18 protein-coding genes are annotated in these 17,031 nt (G+C 57.0%); 8 read left to right on the top strand and 10 right to left on the bottom strand.

Annotation, left to right across the window (positions count from 1 at the left end; translation table 11 throughout):
• Window positions 1-11: 11 nt before the first annotated feature.
• From ABLV08_RS05100 to ABLV08_RS05090, 3 genes are all read left to right on the top strand, one after another.
• Window positions 12-377, top strand: a complete 366-nt coding sequence (locus tag ABLV08_RS05100) for a cupin domain-containing protein (RefSeq protein ID WP_047081047.1) — start codon at window positions 12-14, stop codon at window positions 375-377.
• A gap of 374 nt (window positions 378-751) precedes the next feature.
• Window positions 752-2,251, top strand: coding sequence for an APC family permease (locus tag ABLV08_RS05095; protein ID WP_032712801.1), 1,500 nt, complete (start codon window positions 752-754; stop codon window positions 2,249-2,251).
• Entirely contained in the window at window positions 2,229-2,783 is a 555-nt protein-coding gene (locus ABLV08_RS05090) for a DUF3156 family protein (RefSeq protein ID WP_348855625.1), read from the top strand. Before ABLV08_RS05095 ends, ABLV08_RS05090 begins: the two co-directional genes overlap by 23 nt.
• Before the next feature lie 18 nt (window positions 2,784-2,801).
• Here ABLV08_RS05090 and ABLV08_RS05085 read toward each other — a convergent pair whose 3' ends face one another.
• The 5 genes from ABLV08_RS05085 to ABLV08_RS05065 form a co-directional block, all read right to left on the bottom strand.
• Window positions 2,802-3,161: a helix-turn-helix domain-containing protein gene (locus tag ABLV08_RS05085; RefSeq protein ID WP_015704672.1), complete on the bottom strand. Its 360-nt coding sequence runs from the start codon at window positions 3,159-3,161 to the stop codon at window positions 2,802-2,804.
• Between the two features lie 3 nt (window positions 3,162-3,164).
• Complete coding sequence (locus ABLV08_RS05080) at window positions 3,165-3,467, bottom strand: type II toxin-antitoxin system HigB family toxin (protein ID WP_045393363.1); 303 nt, start codon at window positions 3,465-3,467, stop codon at window positions 3,165-3,167.
• A gap of 116 nt (window positions 3,468-3,583) precedes the next feature.
• Window positions 3,584-4,699, bottom strand: a complete 1,116-nt coding sequence (locus tag ABLV08_RS05075) for a class II histone deacetylase (RefSeq protein ID WP_015367827.1) — start codon at window positions 4,697-4,699, stop codon at window positions 3,584-3,586.
• The gene (locus ABLV08_RS05070; RefSeq protein ID WP_015367828.1) at window positions 4,696-5,889 is read right to left on the bottom strand and encodes an MFS transporter; all 1,194 of its coding nucleotides are present in this window, start codon (window positions 5,887-5,889) and stop codon (window positions 4,696-4,698) included. Before ABLV08_RS05070 ends, ABLV08_RS05075 begins: the two co-directional genes overlap by 4 nt.
• A gap of 117 nt (window positions 5,890-6,006) precedes the next feature.
• Window positions 6,007-6,690, bottom strand: a complete 684-nt coding sequence (locus ABLV08_RS05065) for a LuxR family transcriptional regulator (RefSeq protein WP_015367829.1) — start codon at window positions 6,688-6,690, stop codon at window positions 6,007-6,009.
• A gap of 424 nt (window positions 6,691-7,114) precedes the next feature.
• Here ABLV08_RS05065 and ABLV08_RS05060 point away from each other — a divergent pair, with 424 nt between their 5' ends.
• From ABLV08_RS05060 to ABLV08_RS05045, 4 genes are all read left to right on the top strand, one after another.
• On the top strand, window positions 7,115-8,302 hold the full coding sequence (locus ABLV08_RS05060; protein ID WP_020079410.1) for an anaerobic sulfatase maturase: 1,188 nt from the start codon (window positions 7,115-7,117) through the stop codon (window positions 8,300-8,302).
• 45 nt (window positions 8,303-8,347) lie between these two features.
• Complete coding sequence (locus ABLV08_RS05055; protein WP_063410603.1) at window positions 8,348-10,081, top strand: arylsulfatase; 1,734 nt, start codon at window positions 8,348-8,350, stop codon at window positions 10,079-10,081.
• Between the two features lie 88 nt (window positions 10,082-10,169).
• Window positions 10,170-10,946 (top strand): SDR family oxidoreductase, encoded by a 777-nt coding sequence (locus ABLV08_RS05050; RefSeq protein WP_325895582.1) that lies wholly within the window; start codon window positions 10,170-10,172, stop codon window positions 10,944-10,946.
• 25 nt (window positions 10,947-10,971) lie between these two features.
• Window positions 10,972-11,763: a MoaF C-terminal domain-containing protein gene (locus tag ABLV08_RS05045; protein ID WP_348855624.1), complete on the top strand. Its 792-nt coding sequence runs from the start codon at window positions 10,972-10,974 to the stop codon at window positions 11,761-11,763.
• A gap of 114 nt (window positions 11,764-11,877) precedes the next feature.
• Here ABLV08_RS05045 and ABLV08_RS05040 read toward each other — a convergent pair whose 3' ends face one another.
• The 3 genes from ABLV08_RS05040 to ABLV08_RS05030 all read right to left on the bottom strand — a co-directional run bounded on the left by ABLV08_RS05040 (window position 11,878) and on the right by ABLV08_RS05030 (window position 14,936).
• On the bottom strand, window positions 11,878-12,831 hold the full coding sequence (locus ABLV08_RS05040) for an aldo/keto reductase (protein WP_015704664.1): 954 nt from the start codon (window positions 12,829-12,831) through the stop codon (window positions 11,878-11,880).
• Between the two features lie 130 nt (window positions 12,832-12,961).
• Window positions 12,962-13,738, bottom strand: coding sequence for an ABC transporter substrate-binding protein (locus tag ABLV08_RS05035; RefSeq protein WP_015367838.1), 777 nt, complete (start codon window positions 13,736-13,738; stop codon window positions 12,962-12,964).
• A 19-nt stretch (window positions 13,739-13,757) separates the two neighbouring features.
• Window positions 13,758-14,936, bottom strand: a complete 1,179-nt coding sequence (locus ABLV08_RS05030; RefSeq protein WP_032707578.1) for a M20 aminoacylase family protein — start codon at window positions 14,934-14,936, stop codon at window positions 13,758-13,760.
• Between the two features lie 236 nt (window positions 14,937-15,172).
• Between ABLV08_RS05030 and ABLV08_RS05025 the strand changes: the two genes are divergently transcribed.
• Window positions 15,173-15,763 (top strand): YSC84-related protein, encoded by a 591-nt coding sequence (locus tag ABLV08_RS05025; protein ID WP_348855623.1) that lies wholly within the window; start codon window positions 15,173-15,175, stop codon window positions 15,761-15,763.
• Between the two features lie 89 nt (window positions 15,764-15,852).
• Here the strand turns inward: ABLV08_RS05025 and ABLV08_RS05020 are convergent, their stop codons facing one another.
• Entirely contained in the window at window positions 15,853-16,317 is a 465-nt protein-coding gene (locus ABLV08_RS05020; RefSeq protein ID WP_032712794.1) for an RcnB family protein, read from the bottom strand.
• Between the two features lie 175 nt (window positions 16,318-16,492).
• Window positions 16,493-16,918 (bottom strand): hypothetical protein, encoded by a 426-nt coding sequence (locus ABLV08_RS05015; protein WP_015367842.1) that lies wholly within the window; start codon window positions 16,916-16,918, stop codon window positions 16,493-16,495.
• Window positions 16,919-17,031: the final 113 nt, after the last annotated feature.

Below are 17,031 nucleotides of genomic sequence, written 5' to 3'. Positions count from 1 at the left end.
AGGAGAACACTATGCACGCTTTTAAACTCAAACACCCGGTACCTGAACTGCAGCCGATCGGCAGCGTCAGCCTGCTCGGCGCGACGCCGACCGTCGGCGACCCGCAGGTAGCGGGCACGATGATCTACGGCGAGCCGCAGGACGCCTTTACCTGCGGACTGTTTTCGTCCACCGAAGGGAGCTTTACCATGACCTATCCGTTTACCGAACACGCCACCGTGCTGGAGGGCGAAGTTGAACTGACCGTCGCCGGCGGCGAGCCGCAGCGCTTCGCGCCGGGGGACAGCTGGTTTGTCAAACAGGGTACCGAAGTGGAATGGAAAATCCTCACCCCGCGTTTCGTCAAACACTACCTGGCGAACGTCGAGACGCGCTAACACGCTGATAATGCCCGGCGGCGCATTACGCCTTCTCCGGGCTACCAAATCGCACAGCGCTGTAGCCCCGGTAAGCGGCAGCGCCACCGGGGATTTTGAGGCCAAATTAAAGGCAGGCCGCACGGACCGTAGGCCGTGTAAGGCGCTAGCCGCCGCCCGGCAGAAATACGCGCAACGTGGCAAGACAGATGGCCCCGCTTTCTGGGGCTATTTTATTTATCAACCGCCACATTCATGGACTACGTCACAGATTCACCCGTTGCTCTCCACCTTCCGGACGATATTCGTTGAGCAGGATGCCCGCCTAAATTATGACTATCCGGGAGTGGCGCTGGCTATTCCCTGCCCTCCCCTACATTGTGCAGAGGTTGACTATGTTTAGTAACAGACTCGCCAGCCATCTTGAACGCGGCGTCGTCGGCTTTCCGACGACCCTCGCCAGCTCGGTTGGGCTGATTATGGCAAGCCCGGTGATCCTGACGGTCACCAGCGGATTCGGCATGGGCGGCGACACCTTCGCGCTGGCGGTACTGCTGGCTTTTATTATGATGCAGGCGCAGGTCACTACCTTCGCTGAAGCCGCGACGTTAATCCCCACCACCGGTTCGGTGTACGACTATATCTCCTGCGGTATGGGCCGCTTCTTCGCCATTACCGGCGCGCTGTGCGCCTATCTTATCGTCCATATCTTCGCCGGCACCGCGGAGACCATTCTCGCCGGCATTATGGCGCTGGTGAACTTCGAATCGGTCAACGCGCAGATGGCCGCCCATCAAAACACCTGGATGGTCGGCGTCGGTATGGTGGTCATTTTCGGCCTGCTGAACGCCATTGGCGTGGAAATTTTCGGCAAGGTTGAAGTGGTGCTCACCTTTGGCATGTGGACGACGCTGACCATTTTCGGCCTGTGCGGCATTTTTATGGCGCCGGTGACTCACCTTTCCGGCTGGTTCGGCACACCGCTAAACGTTAGCGATATCTCCGGCCTGTTCGGCTATATCGGCATGGCGATGTTTATGTTCGTCGGCTGCGAACTGGTGACGCCGATGGCGCCGGAAATCAAAAAAGCCCACCGCACCATTCCGCGGGCGATGGCGCTGGGTTTACTGGGCGTCGCCAGCTGCATGTTTATCTACGGCGCGGCGATTAACCGCCAGGTGGAAAACGTGGTGATCGATGCGGCGAATAACATCCATCTGCTGGACACGCCGATGGCGATCCCGGCCTTCGCCGAGCGGGTGATGGGCCACGCCGGCCAGTACTGGCTCGGGGTCGGCCTGCTGCTGGCGGGCTGCGCGACGATTAATACTTTGATGGCCGCGGTGCCGCGTATTATTTACGGTATGGCGCTGGACGGCGCGCTGCCGCGTTTTCTTACCTGGCTGCATCCGCGCTTCAAAACACCGGTGATCGCGATTGCCATCGGCGTGGCCATCCCCTGCCTGCACGCCTGGTACCTGAACGGCGATCTGGACCGCATCGTGCCGCTGATCCTCGCCGCGGTCTGCGCCTGGGGCGTAGCCTATCTGCTGGTCACCCTGTCGGTGGTGATGCTGCGCATTCGCCGCCCGGACCTGCCGCGCGCCTACCGCTCGCCGTGGTTCCCGCTACCGCAGATTATCTCCAGCGTCGGAATTATCATCGCGATCGTGAATATTACCCCACCGGGAATGGACAGCCGCGAGGTGCTGGTGCCGTTCGGGATTATGCTCGGCCTGACCGCTGCCTATGCCCTGTTCTGGACGCTGTGCGTACAGCGCGTTAATCCGTTCAAGCCGCTGGAGGTGGAAGAGGTGGTCGAGCGCGCTATCGGCAATTACGAGAAACAGACCCGCGGGGAGATGACGCCTGATGTCCTCCGTCCCCTGGTTTGAAACGCCATTAATGAACGCGGTGCAGCGCGGCTTAGCGGGCTGGCCGAGCGAAAAACTGAGCGAAAGCAGCGCGATGTTGCGGCTAAACGACGTCACCGCCGTCACCTTCAGCGTGCGCCAGAAGCGGCTATTTATGGCCAGCATTCACAGCTGCGAGTTTGTCGTCGAGGGGCCGGTTACCCGGCCCGCTCGCGGCAAGATCCGCGCCCACCAATCGGGCTGGCTGAAACGTCAGCCCATCCGCTTTATCGGCAGTAAAGAGAGCGCGGAACTCGCCGGCTATCTCAACGGTTTTCCTAATCTCCAGCAGACCTTAAGCGAGCTGGACTACCGCCGCTTTTCGTTGACCTTTGACGATAGCGGCTGGCGCTGCTGCATTGAACCCTGGGCCGCCAGCGAAGTGGCCTGTAAAATGCCGCCGCTGCGCCGTTATCTGAAACTCGAAGCGCAGCAGCGGATGCTGCTGCTCAGCGTGCTGGCGATGATTAATCAGGCGGTAAGTCAGTGGATGGTTGAGAAGATCAATGATTAAGACCTTATTTCCATGACATCACGCGCCGATCAGACTCTCCAGAGGAATGCCGAACTGTGCATGAAGCCGGCGAATCATCGGGAGCGTCAGGTTCCGCGTGCCATTGAGTATTTCATAGACGCGATTAGATTTACCAATTGCTGGTTCCAGATCTTTTACGGTAAGCCCCTGCTGCTCCATGCGAAATTTTATGGCTTCAACGGGGGTGGGCGGCTCGATGGGATAGTGCCTTTTCTCATACTCTTCAATGAGCAAGCACATCACCTCAAAAAAATCGCCCTCTGGCGTATCAGGTGCTGGTTCATTATCAAAAAAAGGTTCAACCGCGCTTAACGCGGCTTCGTAATCTTGTTCAGTGCGGATAGGCTTAATATTCATTATTTACTTCCTCTCTATCGTCTCAGCGTTTATCACGTCATATTCCTTATGCGTTCCGATAAACTTAACGAACATCCATCCCCGCAGATAAGCAACAGCTACAATTAACCGATAATCATTTCCCTTTATGTTGAATACCACCCGCTTATTTTTCAATATGCTTGCGCTGCGGTATTGGTCCTTAATCTCCGCCGGGGTTTTCCAGTCAGCCTTTATTGCCTCGTCCACCCAAGCCTTTAGCGGTTGTTCCGCGTCGGGATTCTCCGCCCAGAAATCCCTGAGTACTTTCACTGAGATTATCTTCATGGACGGATATTAGTCCCAATTCGGGACCAGGTAAAGAAAAAAGTCCCGAAACGGGACTTTTGAGCCACATTGCGTCTTGCCCTTCCCCGCCATCACCGCGGGGAAGCTGAGGTGGTTTATAGCAGACCAAACTGCTGCGCCAGCCGATCGATGGCCTGGCGCTGGAACTGCGCGAATGCGGCGCGCGGCTGCTGCTGCTGAATAAATTCCAGCAGCGGATCCTGAACCTCGGTGCGCACCCCGCTCAGCGTTTCCATCACCGCCAGGCCGCAAAACGGCACGTAGGACTCGGCGTAGCCGCCTTCGTGCACCATCACCAGTTTCCCGCCGCACAGGCGATCCGCCGCCTGCTGGACCTGTTCGGTCATCGCGCGGAAGCTGTCGCTATGTAGCTGCATCCGCGCTAATGGATCCATCGCGTTGGCGTCATAGCCGCAGGCGACAATGATCAACTCCGGTTCAAAACGCGCCAGCGCGGGAATGACGATAGTTTCCAGCGCATAGCGCCAGCTGTCGTCGCCCGCCCCGGCCAGCAGCGGAATATTGATGTTGTAACCTTCGCCCGCGCCAACGCCGCGATCGTCCTCCCCGGAGTAGCCCGGCGGGAAGCAGCCATCCTGATGCAATGAGATAGTCAGCACATCATCGCGCTGCAGATAGATATGCTGTGTACCGTTACCGTGGTGAACGTCCCAGTCAATAATCGCTACCTTGCCGAGCCCCAGCAACGCTTTCGCCCGTTCAACGGCAATGGGAATATTGGCGAGGAAACAAAACCCCATCGACTGATCCGGCAGGCAGTGGTGTCCTGGCGGCCGCGACAGCGAATAGGCGTTATCCAGCTCCCCTTTCAACACTGCTTCCACGGCGGCACAGGCCAGTCCGGCGGAAAGGCAGGCGATTTCATAACTCCCCGGCCCCAGCGGCGCTTCTTTGCCGAGCATGCCGCCGCCGTTATCGCTGATTGCCTTAAAACGCTCAAGATAGCTATCGGGATGGATCCGCCGCAGGTCCTCAAGGCTCGCCGCCGCCGCGCTGCATAGTTCCAGCTGCGGCGTCAGCCCGGAGACGTCCATCAGGTTTTTCATCCGCCGTTTGGTCTCCGGCGACTCGGCATGGCCGCCGCCAGCCGGCGGCTGCACCCAACCACCGACCGGCAGCGTTACCGCGTGCAGGCCGGTACTGTGCCAGAAACAACGTTCATCAAAGAAGAAACCGGTTTTTCTTTTCACTCTATCCTCCCGTTGGCTAAACCTTTTCCGGCGGACGACGCCGCCGCAATCAAAATCAGCGACAGCAGCGCGCAGGCGCCTGCCGCCGCCAGCAGCGGATTGGCGCTGGCGAAGTGTTGCAGTAAGGCCCCCGCGAGCGCCGGACCGGCGGCCATTCCGCCGCCGATCACCAGATTGATGCTGTTCATCAACCGGCCGTTATTATCGAGCGCGGCCACGCGAGCGAGGATAAAGGGCAGCACGAATGTCCAGGTGAACTTAAACAGCAGCGCCGCAATGGCGTAACGCACCAGCAGCGGATGGCCCGTCAGTAACAGCACGCTGGCGATCAGCAGCGCGTATCCCAGCCACACCGCCAGCCGGTCCGGGCGATGAGTACCGCGCAGCGCCGCGCCGCCTGCGCCGATAATGCCGAACACCGTCGCCGCCGCCAGCACCAGACCGACCTGTGTCGGACTCAACCCCGCCCCGCTGCCGATGGTGCCGATAAAGGTCCATACCGCGCTGAGGCTGATATAGAAGGTGAGAACTGCGAGCACCGCCAGCGCCTTTCGCCACGACGCCGCAGGCGGCTGGCGATGGGAAGCCGATCGCGCTTGAAAACACGACGGGAAGGCGGAAACCAGCGGCAAACAGCAGAGCATGATGGCGGCGAGAATCAGATAAACAACCTTCAGGCCAAAGGTCACGAACAGGCCGGGCAACACCAGCAGGCCAAGCATGCCTAACAGCAGCTGCCCCAGTACCCAGAATGCGTACACCCGCGATGGATTCGGCGTTCCCGCCGCGCAGCTGATGCACAAAATCATTAGCGTGCCGCCCGCCAGGGAAGCAATAAAGCGTACCGCCAGCAGCGACGCATACTGAGTTACCACCGCCGAAGCAAGGTTAGCGAGCAGAAATACCGCGCAGGCGACGAGTGCCACCCGCCGCCAGTCGAGGCGGTTCATCCACCACCACGCCGGGAGCGTCGCCAGGCTCATCGCGCCGAGCTCCGCCGAAAATAGCCAGCCGATCTGTCCTGGTTTAAGGTGCCATTCGCTGGCCAGCTGCGCCGCCACCGCCGGCGCGGTCATTAAAATCCCCGGCGCAATGGCGGCGAAAATAACAATCGCCGCCAGCAAACGCAGCGACACCACCAGCCCGTCAGGCCGGGAAAGGGTATTTTCAGAAAGAGGTGTACTCGACATCGTAGGGCGTGCTCCAGTCAAAAAAGCCTCCCCCCGGACGGTTATCCAGGGAGTGATACCCACAGGCATCAGGAAAACGCCGTGCTGCCACGGCGCGCGCGGGATGCGATAGTCAGATTACAGATGCAGCGTACGCTGAGCGGCAGGCATCCAGGTTCGGGAAACGAGTTCAGTCCGGTTGACGACTTCGGTCTTGGCGAAAATATTGCGCAGGTGGGTTTTCACCGTCGAGAGCGAGATATCCAGCTGGCGGGCAATCAGCTTGTTGCTGGCGCCTTCACGCACCATGCCGACGATTTCGCGCTCTTTGGCCGTCAGGATGGCAGGGAGTTCATCCTCTTCCTGCAGGAAATCGCGAATAGCCAGTTCCACCAAAGGCAGTACCGCCTGGGCCCGCAGTCGTTCCTCGCTGGAAAAAGGCACGTCGCGCATCAGCGAGATACCGGCAACGATCCGCCGTTCGCGGCGAATAAAGATTTCGGTCATGTCGCGTACGTTATTCGGCAACATAAATTCATGATAGTAATGGCGGTTGCGGTCACAGAGTCGCGGCGTCATCGCTGCCATGGTCGTACTCTGGTGGCTAAAGTGCGCCGGCAGGTGTGGATCCAACGGCTGGAAGCTCTCCAGATATTGTTGGTGTGTATTATCCGAAATATTATGCAATATATAGTTTTCAGGTTTTAAACGATTATTTACTCGATAAAAAACCGCTGAAGACAGTGGAATTAACTGTGAAATAGTCTGTAAACAACGGGCTATTATCGCATCATTACGACTGGCTTTTAATAAAGCAGACATGATATTTCCCCCCGTCAAGGTGGTGGTGCGTAACACGCGGATTACCAGAGTAAGATGAAGCATACATTTCACATTTAAGTAACACAATCATTAACATGTTAACAATGTGATATCCATTACAAATTTTTCATCAATACATTGTTATTTAAAGCATTTAAAAATCCCCCTGCTATCTGTTAACGTAGCGGCGTTAAAACATAAACAAAAGTTATTAACATTACGCGTTATTTTCCGGCAAGGATTAAAAACCCTTATATTGGCAGGTCCGATCTCATCCTTAAGAACGATAGTTTTTTGCATTTTTTCATTTATACCCTAAAAAGGATGTCGATAATTTAACGCCGCGGCTTAATCAACGGATTACGCCTGACTTGCTATTGCCCAAATATGCCGCCCAGGCCAGCAATTAATAGAGGATAAGCCGATGCTGAATATCGCCGCCTTACGCCAGCAGCAAATTCCGCTGGCCGTTGAACCGCGCTCATCGCTGCCGTTTCATATTCTGATGAAACCGATTGGTCCCGCCTGCAACCTCGCCTGCCGCTACTGCTACTACCCGCAGGATGAAACGCCGGTCAGGAAGATGGACGAGGCGCGGCTGGAGCAGTTTATCCGCCGCTATATTGCCGCCCAGCCCGCCAGCGCGCGGGAAATCAACTTTGTCTGGCAGGGCGGCGAGCCGCTACTGGCCGGGTTAAGTTTTTATAAAAAAGCGCTCGCCCTGCAGCAGCGCTACGCCCCTGATGGCGTAACCATCAGCAATAGCCTGCAGACCAACGGGACGCTGATCAACGACGCCTGGTGCCGGCTGTTCCGCGAACATGGCTTTATTATCGGCGTCAGCCTCGAAGGTAGCGAAGCGCTGCAAAACCACCATCGTCCTGATAAACGCGGGCAGGCTTCCTGGCCGGCTGCGCTGCGCGGTATCGCCCTGCTCCACCAGCATCAGGTGGAGTTTAATCTGCTGGTAGTGGTGCATAACGAAATCGCCGCCCACGCGGCGGCGATTTATGACCGGGTGGTCACGCTTGGCGCGCGCTATCTGCAGTTCCAGCCGCTAATGAGCGAAGGCGCCGCGCTGCGTGAGGGTTATCAGCTCAGCGCCGATAACTGGGGGCGTTTTATGGTCGGTATCTGGCGACAGTGGCAAAAGCGCTGCGATATGGGGCGGGTGTTCGTCATCAATATCGAACAGGCGTGGGCGCAATACTTTACCCATACCAGCGGCAGCTGCGTGCATAGCGCCCGCTGCGGCAGCAATCTGGTGATGGAATCGGATGGACAACTTTACGCCTGCGATCATCTGATCAATGCCGAACATCGGCTGGGTCGCCTTGACGAGCAGACGCTTGCCGCCGCAGTTGACGCTTCAGTTCAGCTCCCTTTCGGCCAGCAAAAAAGCCAGCGCCGCGAATGTCAGACTTGCTCCGTAAAAATGGTCTGCCAGGGCGGCTGCCCCGCGCATCTCAACGCCGCTGGCAACAACCGCCTCTGCGGCGGTTATTACCGTTTCTTTAGCGAAATCCTCGCGCCAGTACGCCCCTTTTCCCGCGACCTTAACGGCCTGAAAGCCTGGCGGGCCGCGTTTGTTGGGGCCGCGCATCCCGCGTAGCCCTTTGCCCTGATGGTTGTCCCACTATGAACAGGAGAGTCAGTCGTGAACAAAAAAGCCATGGCCGCGGCGGTCAGCATGATCCTCGCCGGCGGCGCGCACGGCGCGCAGAATGAGCATCCAAACGTCATCGTGATTATCGCCGATGATATGGGTTATTCCGATATCAGCCCCTTCGGCGGTGAGATCCCCACCCCCAACCTGCAGGCCATGGCGGAGCAAAGTATCCGCATGAGCCAGTATTACACCTCACCGATGTCGGCCCCGGCGCGTTCGATGCTGTTGACCGGCAACAGTAACCAGCAGGCCGGGATGGGCGGCATGTGGTGGTACGACAGCACCATTGGCAAGGAGGGTTACGAGCTGCGGCTGACCGACCGCGTCACCACCATGGCCGAGCGCTTTAAAGATGCCGGCTATAACACGCTGATGGCCGGCAAATGGCATCTCGGTTTTGTTCCCGGCGCCACGCCGAAAGATCGCGGCTTTAACCACTCCTTCGCCTTTATGGGCGGCGGCACCAGCCATTTTAACGATGCAATACCGCTCGGAACCGTCGAGGCGTTCCACACTTACTATACCCGCGATGGCGAGCGCGTCTCCCTGCCAGATGATTTTTACTCCAGCGAAGCTTACGCCCGCCAGATGAATAGCTGGATTAAAGCGACGCCGAACGAGCAGCCGGTCTTCGCCTGGCTGGCTTTCACCGCCCCTCATGACCCCCTGCAGGCGCCGGACGAGTGGATTAAGCGCTTTAAAGGCCAGTATGAGCAGGGTTACGCCGAGGTCTATCGCCAGCGCATCGCCCGCCTGAAAGCGTTGGGAATTATTCATGACGACACCCCGCTGCCGCATCTGGAGCTGGATAAAGAGTGGGAAGCGCTAACGCCAGAGCAGCAGAAATATACGGCGAAAGTGATGCAGGTATATGCGGCGATGATCGCCAATATGGACGCGCAAATCGGCACGCTGATGGAGACACTGAAACAAACCGGGCGCGATAAAAATACCCTGCTGGTGTTTTTAACCGATAACGGCGCCAACCCGGCACAGGGTTTTTATTACGAATCTACTCCCGAATTCTGGAAGCAGTTCGATAACAGCTATGACAACGTGGGCCGCAAAGGATCCTTTGTCTCCTACGGCCCCCACTGGGCCAACGTCAGCAACGCCCCCTACGCCAATTATCACAAAACCACCAGCGCCCAGGGCGGCATCAATACCGACTTTATGATCTCCGGCCCCGGCATTACCCGGCGCGGTAAAATCGACGCCTCAACGATGGCGGTGTACGACGTGGCGCCGACGCTATATGAATTCGCCGGCATCGATCCCAACAAATCGCTGGCTAAGAAACCCGTATTGCCGATGATTGGCGTCAGCTTTAAGCGCTATCTGACCGGCGAAGTCCAGCAGCCGCCGCGCGGCAACTACGGGGTCGAATTGCATAATCAGGCGGCCTGGGTCGATGGCGAATGGAAGCTGCGACGGCTGGTACCTCGTGGCCTCAGCGCCGGCGACGCGCCGTGGCAGCTGTTTAACCTGCATGACGATCCGCTGGAAACGCACGATATCGCGGCCCAACATGCCGACCGGGTCAAAGCCATGAGCGACGCCTACGAGGCATTTGCTAAGCGCACCATGGTTACCAAAGCGCAGGGCAAGATGATCGATTATGTCGGCATCGATAGCAAAACCGGACGCTACCTGGCGGTCGATCCGGCGACCATGAAGCCGGTGCCCGCGCCGCAAGCCATTCCTGTGAGCGAGGGCAAATAAACGAACCCGGCTATCGTTCTTCCGGGCGATAGCCGGAAGTAGACTCGCTTTCTAAGGTAATCCTGAACCCCATTACAGGAGAGAGCGGATGGCGAGAGTCGTGGTGATTACCGGCGGCGGAAGCGGGATTGGTGCCGCCTGCGCGCGGTTGATGAGCGCGGCGGGCGATCGGGTGTTTATTACCGGCAGACGTGAAGCGCCGCTACACAAGATCGCCGTTGAAACCGGTGCGTCGGCGCTGGTGGGCGATGCCGCCGACGGCGACGTCTGGCGGGAACGGCTGTTACCGCCGATTCTCGACCAGACTCACGGTATTGATGTACTCATCTGCAGCGCCGGCGGCATGGGCAATAGCGCCGCCGCCGATACCAGCGATCGCCAATGGCGCGAGGCGCTGGACGCGAATTTAAACAGCGCTTTTGCCAGCGTGCGCGCCTGCCTGCCTTCACTGATTGCCTGCCGCGGCAATGTGCTGTTTGTCGCCTCCATCGCCTCGCTCGCCGCCGGGCCGCAGGCCTGTGGCTATGTCACCGCCAAACACGCGTTAATTGGCCTGATGCGCTCCATCGCCCGCGATTACGGCCCGCAGGGCGTCCGCGCCAATGCGATTTGTCCCGGCTGGGTCACCACTCCGATGGCGGATGAAGAGATGATCCCACTGATGCAGGAACACGGGCTGTCGCTTACCGAAGCCTATCAACGAGTGTGCCGCGACGTTCCGCTACGCCGCCCCGCCAGCCCCGAGGAGATAGCCCAGGCCTGTCAGTTTCTCTGCTCTCCGCAAGCCGCCATCATCAGCGGCGCGACGCTGGTCGCCGATGGCGGTTCCAGCATCGTCGATGTTCCAACGCTGGCGTTCACTTAACGCCCTACTCTACTCAGGAGCTCACATGACTTCAGAAGCCGTATTCATCCAGGTCGGCGCGCTGGCCGATGGTTTCGCCCCGCACGGCAACCTGCTGGCCACCGCCAGTCTGCCCGCAGGCGAACGCTTTACCTTTTATGCCGACGGGAGCGAGCCGCAGCAGTTGGTTATCGAAAATGACAAGACACTGCTTTGGAACGGCAAACGCGCGCCCTGGCGGGCAACCGCCCTGCGCCCCGATATTCTGTTTATCGATTTTCTTGACCCGGAGCGCGATAACGCCAGTATCAGCGCGGTATGCAACCTGACGCAGCGCAACGCCACGCTGGTATACGGCCAGCTACCGGACGAAGCCGCCGCGCGGCTGGACGCCTTCAGCCGGGTAGAGCAAGGGTTGCCGCTGACCGCCGTCGAGGCGCGATTTGTCTTCGCCCGCCTGGATACCCAGCCGGGACCGCTGCCGGACTTTACCACCGCGCTGGTCGGCATGCGCAATCAGTACACCTATAGCCCGACCGAGCGTTATGAACACATCTATCTCAACGATAATTTTTACGCCTGGCAGTGTCTGGATGGCGTGGAAAAGGGGCTGGCGGATGTCGATCGCTGCCATTACGTGCAGGTGGCTGAGGATCTCTATTTGTTCGTCTGGCGGGAGAAAATCATTCCCACGTTGGGGGCTATCTTGATCGATCTTCAGCAGATGCGTACCGATGGTAAGATCATGGGTTATCAGGGCAGTGATTTTGGCGCCTTGAGTAATTTCCCGGTCGGCGCGAGCGCGAAGATCCTCAACGTCACCCGCCATCAGGAATAATATTGCGTGGCCGCAAAATCCCCGGTGGCGCTACCGCTTACCGGGGCTACGGCACTGTGCGATTTGGTAGCCCGGACAAGGCGCAACGCGCCGCCTCCGGGGAGAGGGGCTGACTCAGGCGCTGGCGCTGTCGAGCCGCGCCAACTGCTCGCTGCTAAGGCTCAGCGCCGCCGCGCGGGCGAAGCTTTCCACCTGCGCCAGGCTGGTGGCGCTGGCAATCGGCGCGGTAACGCCTTCCCGGCTCATCAGCCACGCTAACGCCACTTCTGCGGGCTTCGCCTGCTGTTCTTCCGCCACCGCGACCAGCGTGTCAATAATCCGCATTCCGCGTGGATTGAGATATTTAGCGATGCCGCTACCGCGCTGGCTTTGCGCTAAATCGGACGGCTGGCGATACTTACCGCTCAGGAAGCCGGAAGCCAGGCTGTAGTAGGTCACCACGCCTATATCGCGGCTGACGCAGAGATCGCGTAGCGCCCCTTCAAAGGCGGAACGGTGATAGAGGTTATATTCCGGCTGCAGCACCTGCCAGGCAGGAAGGCCGCCTTTACGCGCCACTTCCAGCGCCGATGACAGCTGTCCGGCGTCGAGGTTTGAAGCGCCAATCGCCCGCACCTTGCCGGCCTGCTGCAGCGCCTGGAATGCTTCTAACGTTTCATCGATTGGCGTTTCAGGATCCGGCCAGTGGGCGAAATAGAGGTCGACGTAATCCGTATTCAGGCGGCGCAACGAGTCGTCAATCGCCTGCTGGATCCAGGCTTTTTTCAATCCTTTATGGCCGGGTAGCCCCATATCAGAGCCAACTTTAGTGAAGATTTTGACTTTATCGCGTATGCCAGGGCGCGCCTGCAGCCAGCGGCCAATAATGGTTTCGGATTCGCCGCCCTGATTGCCCTCCGCCCAGCGGGAATACACATCCGCCGTATCGATAGCATCAAAACCGTGGTCAACAAAAGCATCAAGAATGGCAAAACTGGTTTTCTCATCGATGGTCCAGCCAAAGACGTTGCCGCCAAATACTAATGGGGCGATGGAAAATCCGCTTTTGCCCAATGGACGTGTCATCATGCCGATTACTCCTTAGCTTATATTCTGTTTCCCTCAGATAACCGCAGGGGGTCTGAAGAGGATGTCGAGTGGATAATCAGAAAAGGAATCTTGCGGCGGGCAGTCCATGCCCGCAGGGTACACTCTGACATTATGTCCCGGAATAAACGTCAAAGCTAAAATATTTCCCGGCCAGTTTTTTGTAGGTGCCGTCGGCAAGCATTTTCGCAATCGCGCCATTTATCTCTTCGCGCAGCGCATCGTCGCCTTGACGCAGGCCAATCGCCGCCCCGGCGCCGAACAGTTTATTATCCTGCAGTTGTCCGCCAACAAAGGCGAAATCCTTGCCCTGCGGCTGCTGCAGGAAGCTGTAATCGGCCATCATGCCGGAGAGTACCGCGCCATCGAGACGACCTGATTCAAGGTCGCGAACGACGCTATCGGCGCCCTGATAGGCGACAATGTTAATCCCCTGCGGCCGCCAGTACTGGTTCACATAAGTTTCCTGTGCCGACCCCTGCTCGACGCCGATAGTTTTCCCCTTCAGTTGCTCTGGCGTATTGCCTTTGAGGGTATTTTTGCGCGCCACCAGAAACACCGGCCCGTTGTACAGCTTATCGCTAAAAGCAATTTGCTCTTTACGCTTCTCGGTCATATACATCCCTGAGAGGATCGCGTCGAATTTACGCGCCTTCAGCGCCGGGATGATGCCGTCGAAGTTGCTTTCCACCCACACGCACTTCGCCTGCAGTTGCTGACATATCGCGTTGCCCAAATCGATATCAAATCCCGCCAGCTTGCCCTGCGGATCTTTCCATTCAAACGGCGCGAAGGTCGGGTCAACGCCAAAACGGATCTCTTTCGCCCCGGCGGCCAGCGCCGACGTCGACGCCATTAATGCCAAACACAACAACAGTGATTTTTTCATTCGAAGTCTTCTCCAGGGATTAACGGCAGTGCGCTTGCACTAAACGCGCGAACAGCGTCGCGCCGGTGCAGATAATGTCATCGTTAAAGTCATAACCGGGGTTATGCACCATGCAGCCGCCCTTCTCGCCTTTTTCACCGTTGCCGAGCAGGAAGTAACAGCCCGGACGCTCGCGCAGCATAAAAGCGAAATCTTCGCTGGCGTTCATTGGCGATACCGACTCCAGCACCCCTTCGCGGCCAAAGACTTCCAGCGCCAGCGCCTGGGCGAAATCGGTCTCTTCACTACTGTTGGTTAATACCGGGTAAGAGTCGTAAATCTCGACTTCGCTGCTGGCGCCATAGCTTTTGGCAGTAAACTCGGTCAGCTCTTGAATACGCTTAATCAGCAGATCGCGAATTTCCGGTTTCATCGCCCGCACGCTGAGCTCCATCACCACGCTCTCAGGAATCACGTTCGAGGCGATGCCGGCCTGGAAAGTCCCCACGCTGACGACCGCCGTTTCACCCGGCGGCACGTTGCGCGCGACGATGCTCTGCAGCGCCATCACCAGCGCCGCGCCGGCCACGATAGGGTCGACGGTGCGTTCCGGATGCGCGCCGTGGCCGCCGTAGCCGGTAATCGTGATTTTGACCGTGTCCGCCGAGGCCATAAAGTTGCCGGCATAGAAGCCCAGCTTGCCAACCGGTAGCCCCGGCATATTGTGCAGGCCGAAGATGCGTTCGCAGGGGAACTGCTCAAACAGGCCATCTTTAATCATCAGATCCGCGCCGCCGATGGCTTCTTCCGCGGGCTGGAAAATCAGATGCACCGTGCCGTTGAACTGGCAGGCCGGCGAGGCGATATATTTCGCCGCCGCGAGCAAAATCGTGGTGTGGCCATCATGGCCGCAGGCGTGCATTTTTCCGGGTACGGTACTGGCCCAGGGTAAATCGGTGGTTTCATAAATCGGTAATGCGTCCATATCGGCGCGCAGGCCAATAGTGCGCGGCGAGTCGCCTTTGCTCAGGCTGCCGACGACGCCGGTTTTACCGAGGCCGCGGGTCACCTGATAGCCCCATTCTGTCAGCTTACCAGCAACCAGCTCGCTGGTATTAAACTCTTCCAGACTTAATTCCGGATTGGCATGTAAATAATGACGGATAGAAATCATTTCATCTTCCGTGGCTTTAATTTCTGGAATTACACAATCAGACATGCCGTTCTCCGGGAATAGATTAAGAACTTAACAAGTTATCCTGGCGCAAAGTTTATGCAAGTAGCATTTCTAATTGCTGGAACACCATCCATCATATTTTTAATACAGACAAATCGCAGAACAATAACCATTAAAACTGGCAAAATTTAAATATAAACGTTTATTTTATGGGTTACACACCAACACTTACTCTACTATCCCCGCTTTAATTCAGTTTTAAATAAAAATAAACAGCCATGAAATATCATTTACTTTTACTTGCCTGCGCGCTGACGCTAACAGGCTGCAGCGCTGAGGGCGACACCGCCAGCCAGCAACGCGCCAGCATCCAAAAGATGCGTACCAACACGCTCGGTAAACTCTATAGCTTGTACCCGGAAGCGCGTAGCGATATCCAGCATTCAAAGGGCTACGCGGTCTTCGCCAGTAACAGCAGCAAGATATTAGTCTTTGGATTCGGTAGCGGTTACGGCGTGGTGAAAAATAGCGCCACCGGCAAAGATACCTATATGAAAATGGCCCAGGGCGGCGCCGGTGTGGGTATGGGCGTGAAACAGTTGCGTACCGTACTGGTATTCCACGATAAAGACGCATTGAATACTTTCATTACTAAAGGCTATATGGTCGGCGCGGATGCCAACGCGGCAGCGAAATATGACGACAGCGGCATCGCCCCGATAGGCGCGTCAGCCAACGGCGTGGCGAAAGATACCTCTTCGCTGCCGTCAAAAGTCAACGTTTATGAAATCACCGAGAAAGGTTTGGCGGCTCAGGCAATGGTCAACGGTTATAAATACTGGCCGGATGACGAACTGAATAAAAGGTGATCCACTGCGGTCCGTACAAGTTAGCATCCATAATCCGGGTCAGACGTTAGCCTGACCCGGCGCGAATGCCATGCCGCAAGTATCATTATTTAATGACCGAGGGCGCCGCTTACCAGAATTGAAGTAATAATTCCGGTCGCTGCGGCGATCAGCACGTAATTGCCATCGATATAAGACCAGTGATGCCCCTCCGGGGGGCGCGGCAGGCCACGTTCGTTCCAGTTACTGACGCGATATTCATCACCGCGATAATGCTCCGGCGCCGGATGGCCTTTACGGAAATCGTTACCCCTCCAGGCGAAATGGTCCTGTTCATGGCGTTCCTGGTGACGATCGTCATGACCTCTTCGGTCCGGGCCGCGGCTATCATTGTTGCCCTGATGGTGATCGCCAGGACCGCCCGGCTGGTGGTGTCCATTCTGGTCACCCTGCTTCGGGCCATTCTGCCATACCTGCTGTTGCCCCGGACGATGACCGTCATTTGGGCCATCGGCAAAAGCCTGAGCGCTCAGCACACAGGATAAAATAACCGCCAGAGAAATCATCTTTTTCATAGTACACCTCCTGATATATCTCTTTTTTACCCTGCAAATGTGGAGAAATAGTGATTAGCAACCTATCCAGGACTATTCCTGGCTAATTCAGGAGGAAAGCAAACAATAATTTCAGCGAGCGCCAGACGTAAAAAAGGCCGCTAACGCGACCTTTTTTGTTCTCAGCGAGTCAGTATTACTCAGAGACTTTATTCTTTAACTCTTCAGCGCCTTGCTTGGTTTTATCCCAGCCTTTCTCGCTGACTTCTTTGGTTTTATCCCAACCTTTGCTGGCGCCTTCTTTAGTGGCGTTCCAGCCTTTCTCAGTGCCTTCTTTGGTCTTATCCCAGCCCTTCTCGGCGCCTTCTTTGGTTTTATTCCAGGTTTTCTGCGTGCCTTCGCTTATCTGGCTGCCGACGCTATCGCTTTTCCCTTCAGCAGCATGTTTGGACTTGAGCTTCATCTCTTCGCCCTGATTCTGCGCCTGGTGCAGTTTTTCTTTTGCCGTGTTGGCATTTTCGTGGGCTGCGGCCACGGTATCATCGGTTGCATGTGTAGTGGTTGCCGCGAATACCGGAGAAGCGACCAGAATAGCGGATAGTGCAATCATTGCTTTTTTCATATTTTTCCTCTCTTAACGCGTGCTTTATGTTACGAGTCACATTCAGCATGGCATAAGCTTCTGCGCTTGGCATTAGGAAAAGTTCTTAAAACTGCCTGACCGCTATTCCGTCG

Source organism: Klebsiella sp. CN_Kp088 (assembly GCF_040064335.1).
GTDB lineage: Bacteria > Pseudomonadota > Gammaproteobacteria > Enterobacterales > Enterobacteriaceae > Klebsiella > Klebsiella aerogenes.
The sequence above is the reverse complement of the archived record's forward strand: the minus strand, read 5'-3'. Positions and strand labels throughout refer to the sequence as shown.

Coding starts and splice junctions, on each gene's coding strand:
- ABLV08_RS05100 (WP_047081047.1), top strand. CDS start 12: ATGCACGCTTTTAAACTCAAACACCCGGTACCTGAACTGCAGCCGATC.
- ABLV08_RS05030 (WP_032707578.1), bottom strand. CDS start 14,936: ATGTCTGATTGTGTAATTCCAGAAATTAAAGCCACGGAAGATGAAATG.
- ABLV08_RS05095 (WP_032712801.1), top strand. CDS start 752: ATGTTTAGTAACAGACTCGCCAGCCATCTTGAACGCGGCGTCGTCGGC.
- ABLV08_RS05060 (WP_020079410.1), top strand. CDS start 7,115: ATGCTGAATATCGCCGCCTTACGCCAGCAGCAAATTCCGCTGGCCGTT.
- ABLV08_RS05050 (WP_325895582.1), top strand. CDS start 10,170: ATGGCGAGAGTCGTGGTGATTACCGGCGGCGGAAGCGGGATTGGTGCC.
- ABLV08_RS05080 (WP_045393363.1), bottom strand. CDS start 3,467: ATGAAGATAATCTCAGTGAAAGTACTCAGGGATTTCTGGGCGGAGAAT.
- ABLV08_RS05045 (WP_348855624.1), top strand. CDS start 10,972: ATGACTTCAGAAGCCGTATTCATCCAGGTCGGCGCGCTGGCCGATGGT.
- ABLV08_RS05065 (WP_015367829.1), bottom strand. CDS start 6,690: ATGTCTGCTTTATTAAAAGCCAGTCGTAATGATGCGATAATAGCCCGT.
- ABLV08_RS05035 (WP_015367838.1), bottom strand. CDS start 13,738: ATGAAAAAATCACTGTTGTTGTGTTTGGCATTAATGGCGTCGACGTCG.
- ABLV08_RS05070 (WP_015367828.1), bottom strand. CDS start 5,889: ATGTCGAGTACACCTCTTTCTGAAAATACCCTTTCCCGGCCTGACGGG.
- ABLV08_RS05040 (WP_015704664.1), bottom strand. CDS start 12,831: ATGATGACACGTCCATTGGGCAAAAGCGGATTTTCCATCGCCCCATTA.
- ABLV08_RS05020 (WP_032712794.1), bottom strand. CDS start 16,317: ATGAAAAAGATGATTTCTCTGGCGGTTATTTTATCCTGTGTGCTGAGC.
- ABLV08_RS05025 (WP_348855623.1), top strand. CDS start 15,173: ATGAAATATCATTTACTTTTACTTGCCTGCGCGCTGACGCTAACAGGC.
- ABLV08_RS05015 (WP_015367842.1), bottom strand. CDS start 16,918: ATGAAAAAAGCAATGATTGCACTATCCGCTATTCTGGTCGCTTCTCCG.
- ABLV08_RS05085 (WP_015704672.1), bottom strand. CDS start 3,161: ATGAATATTAAGCCTATCCGCACTGAACAAGATTACGAAGCCGCGTTA.
- ABLV08_RS05090 (WP_348855625.1), top strand. CDS start 2,229: ATGTCCTCCGTCCCCTGGTTTGAAACGCCATTAATGAACGCGGTGCAG.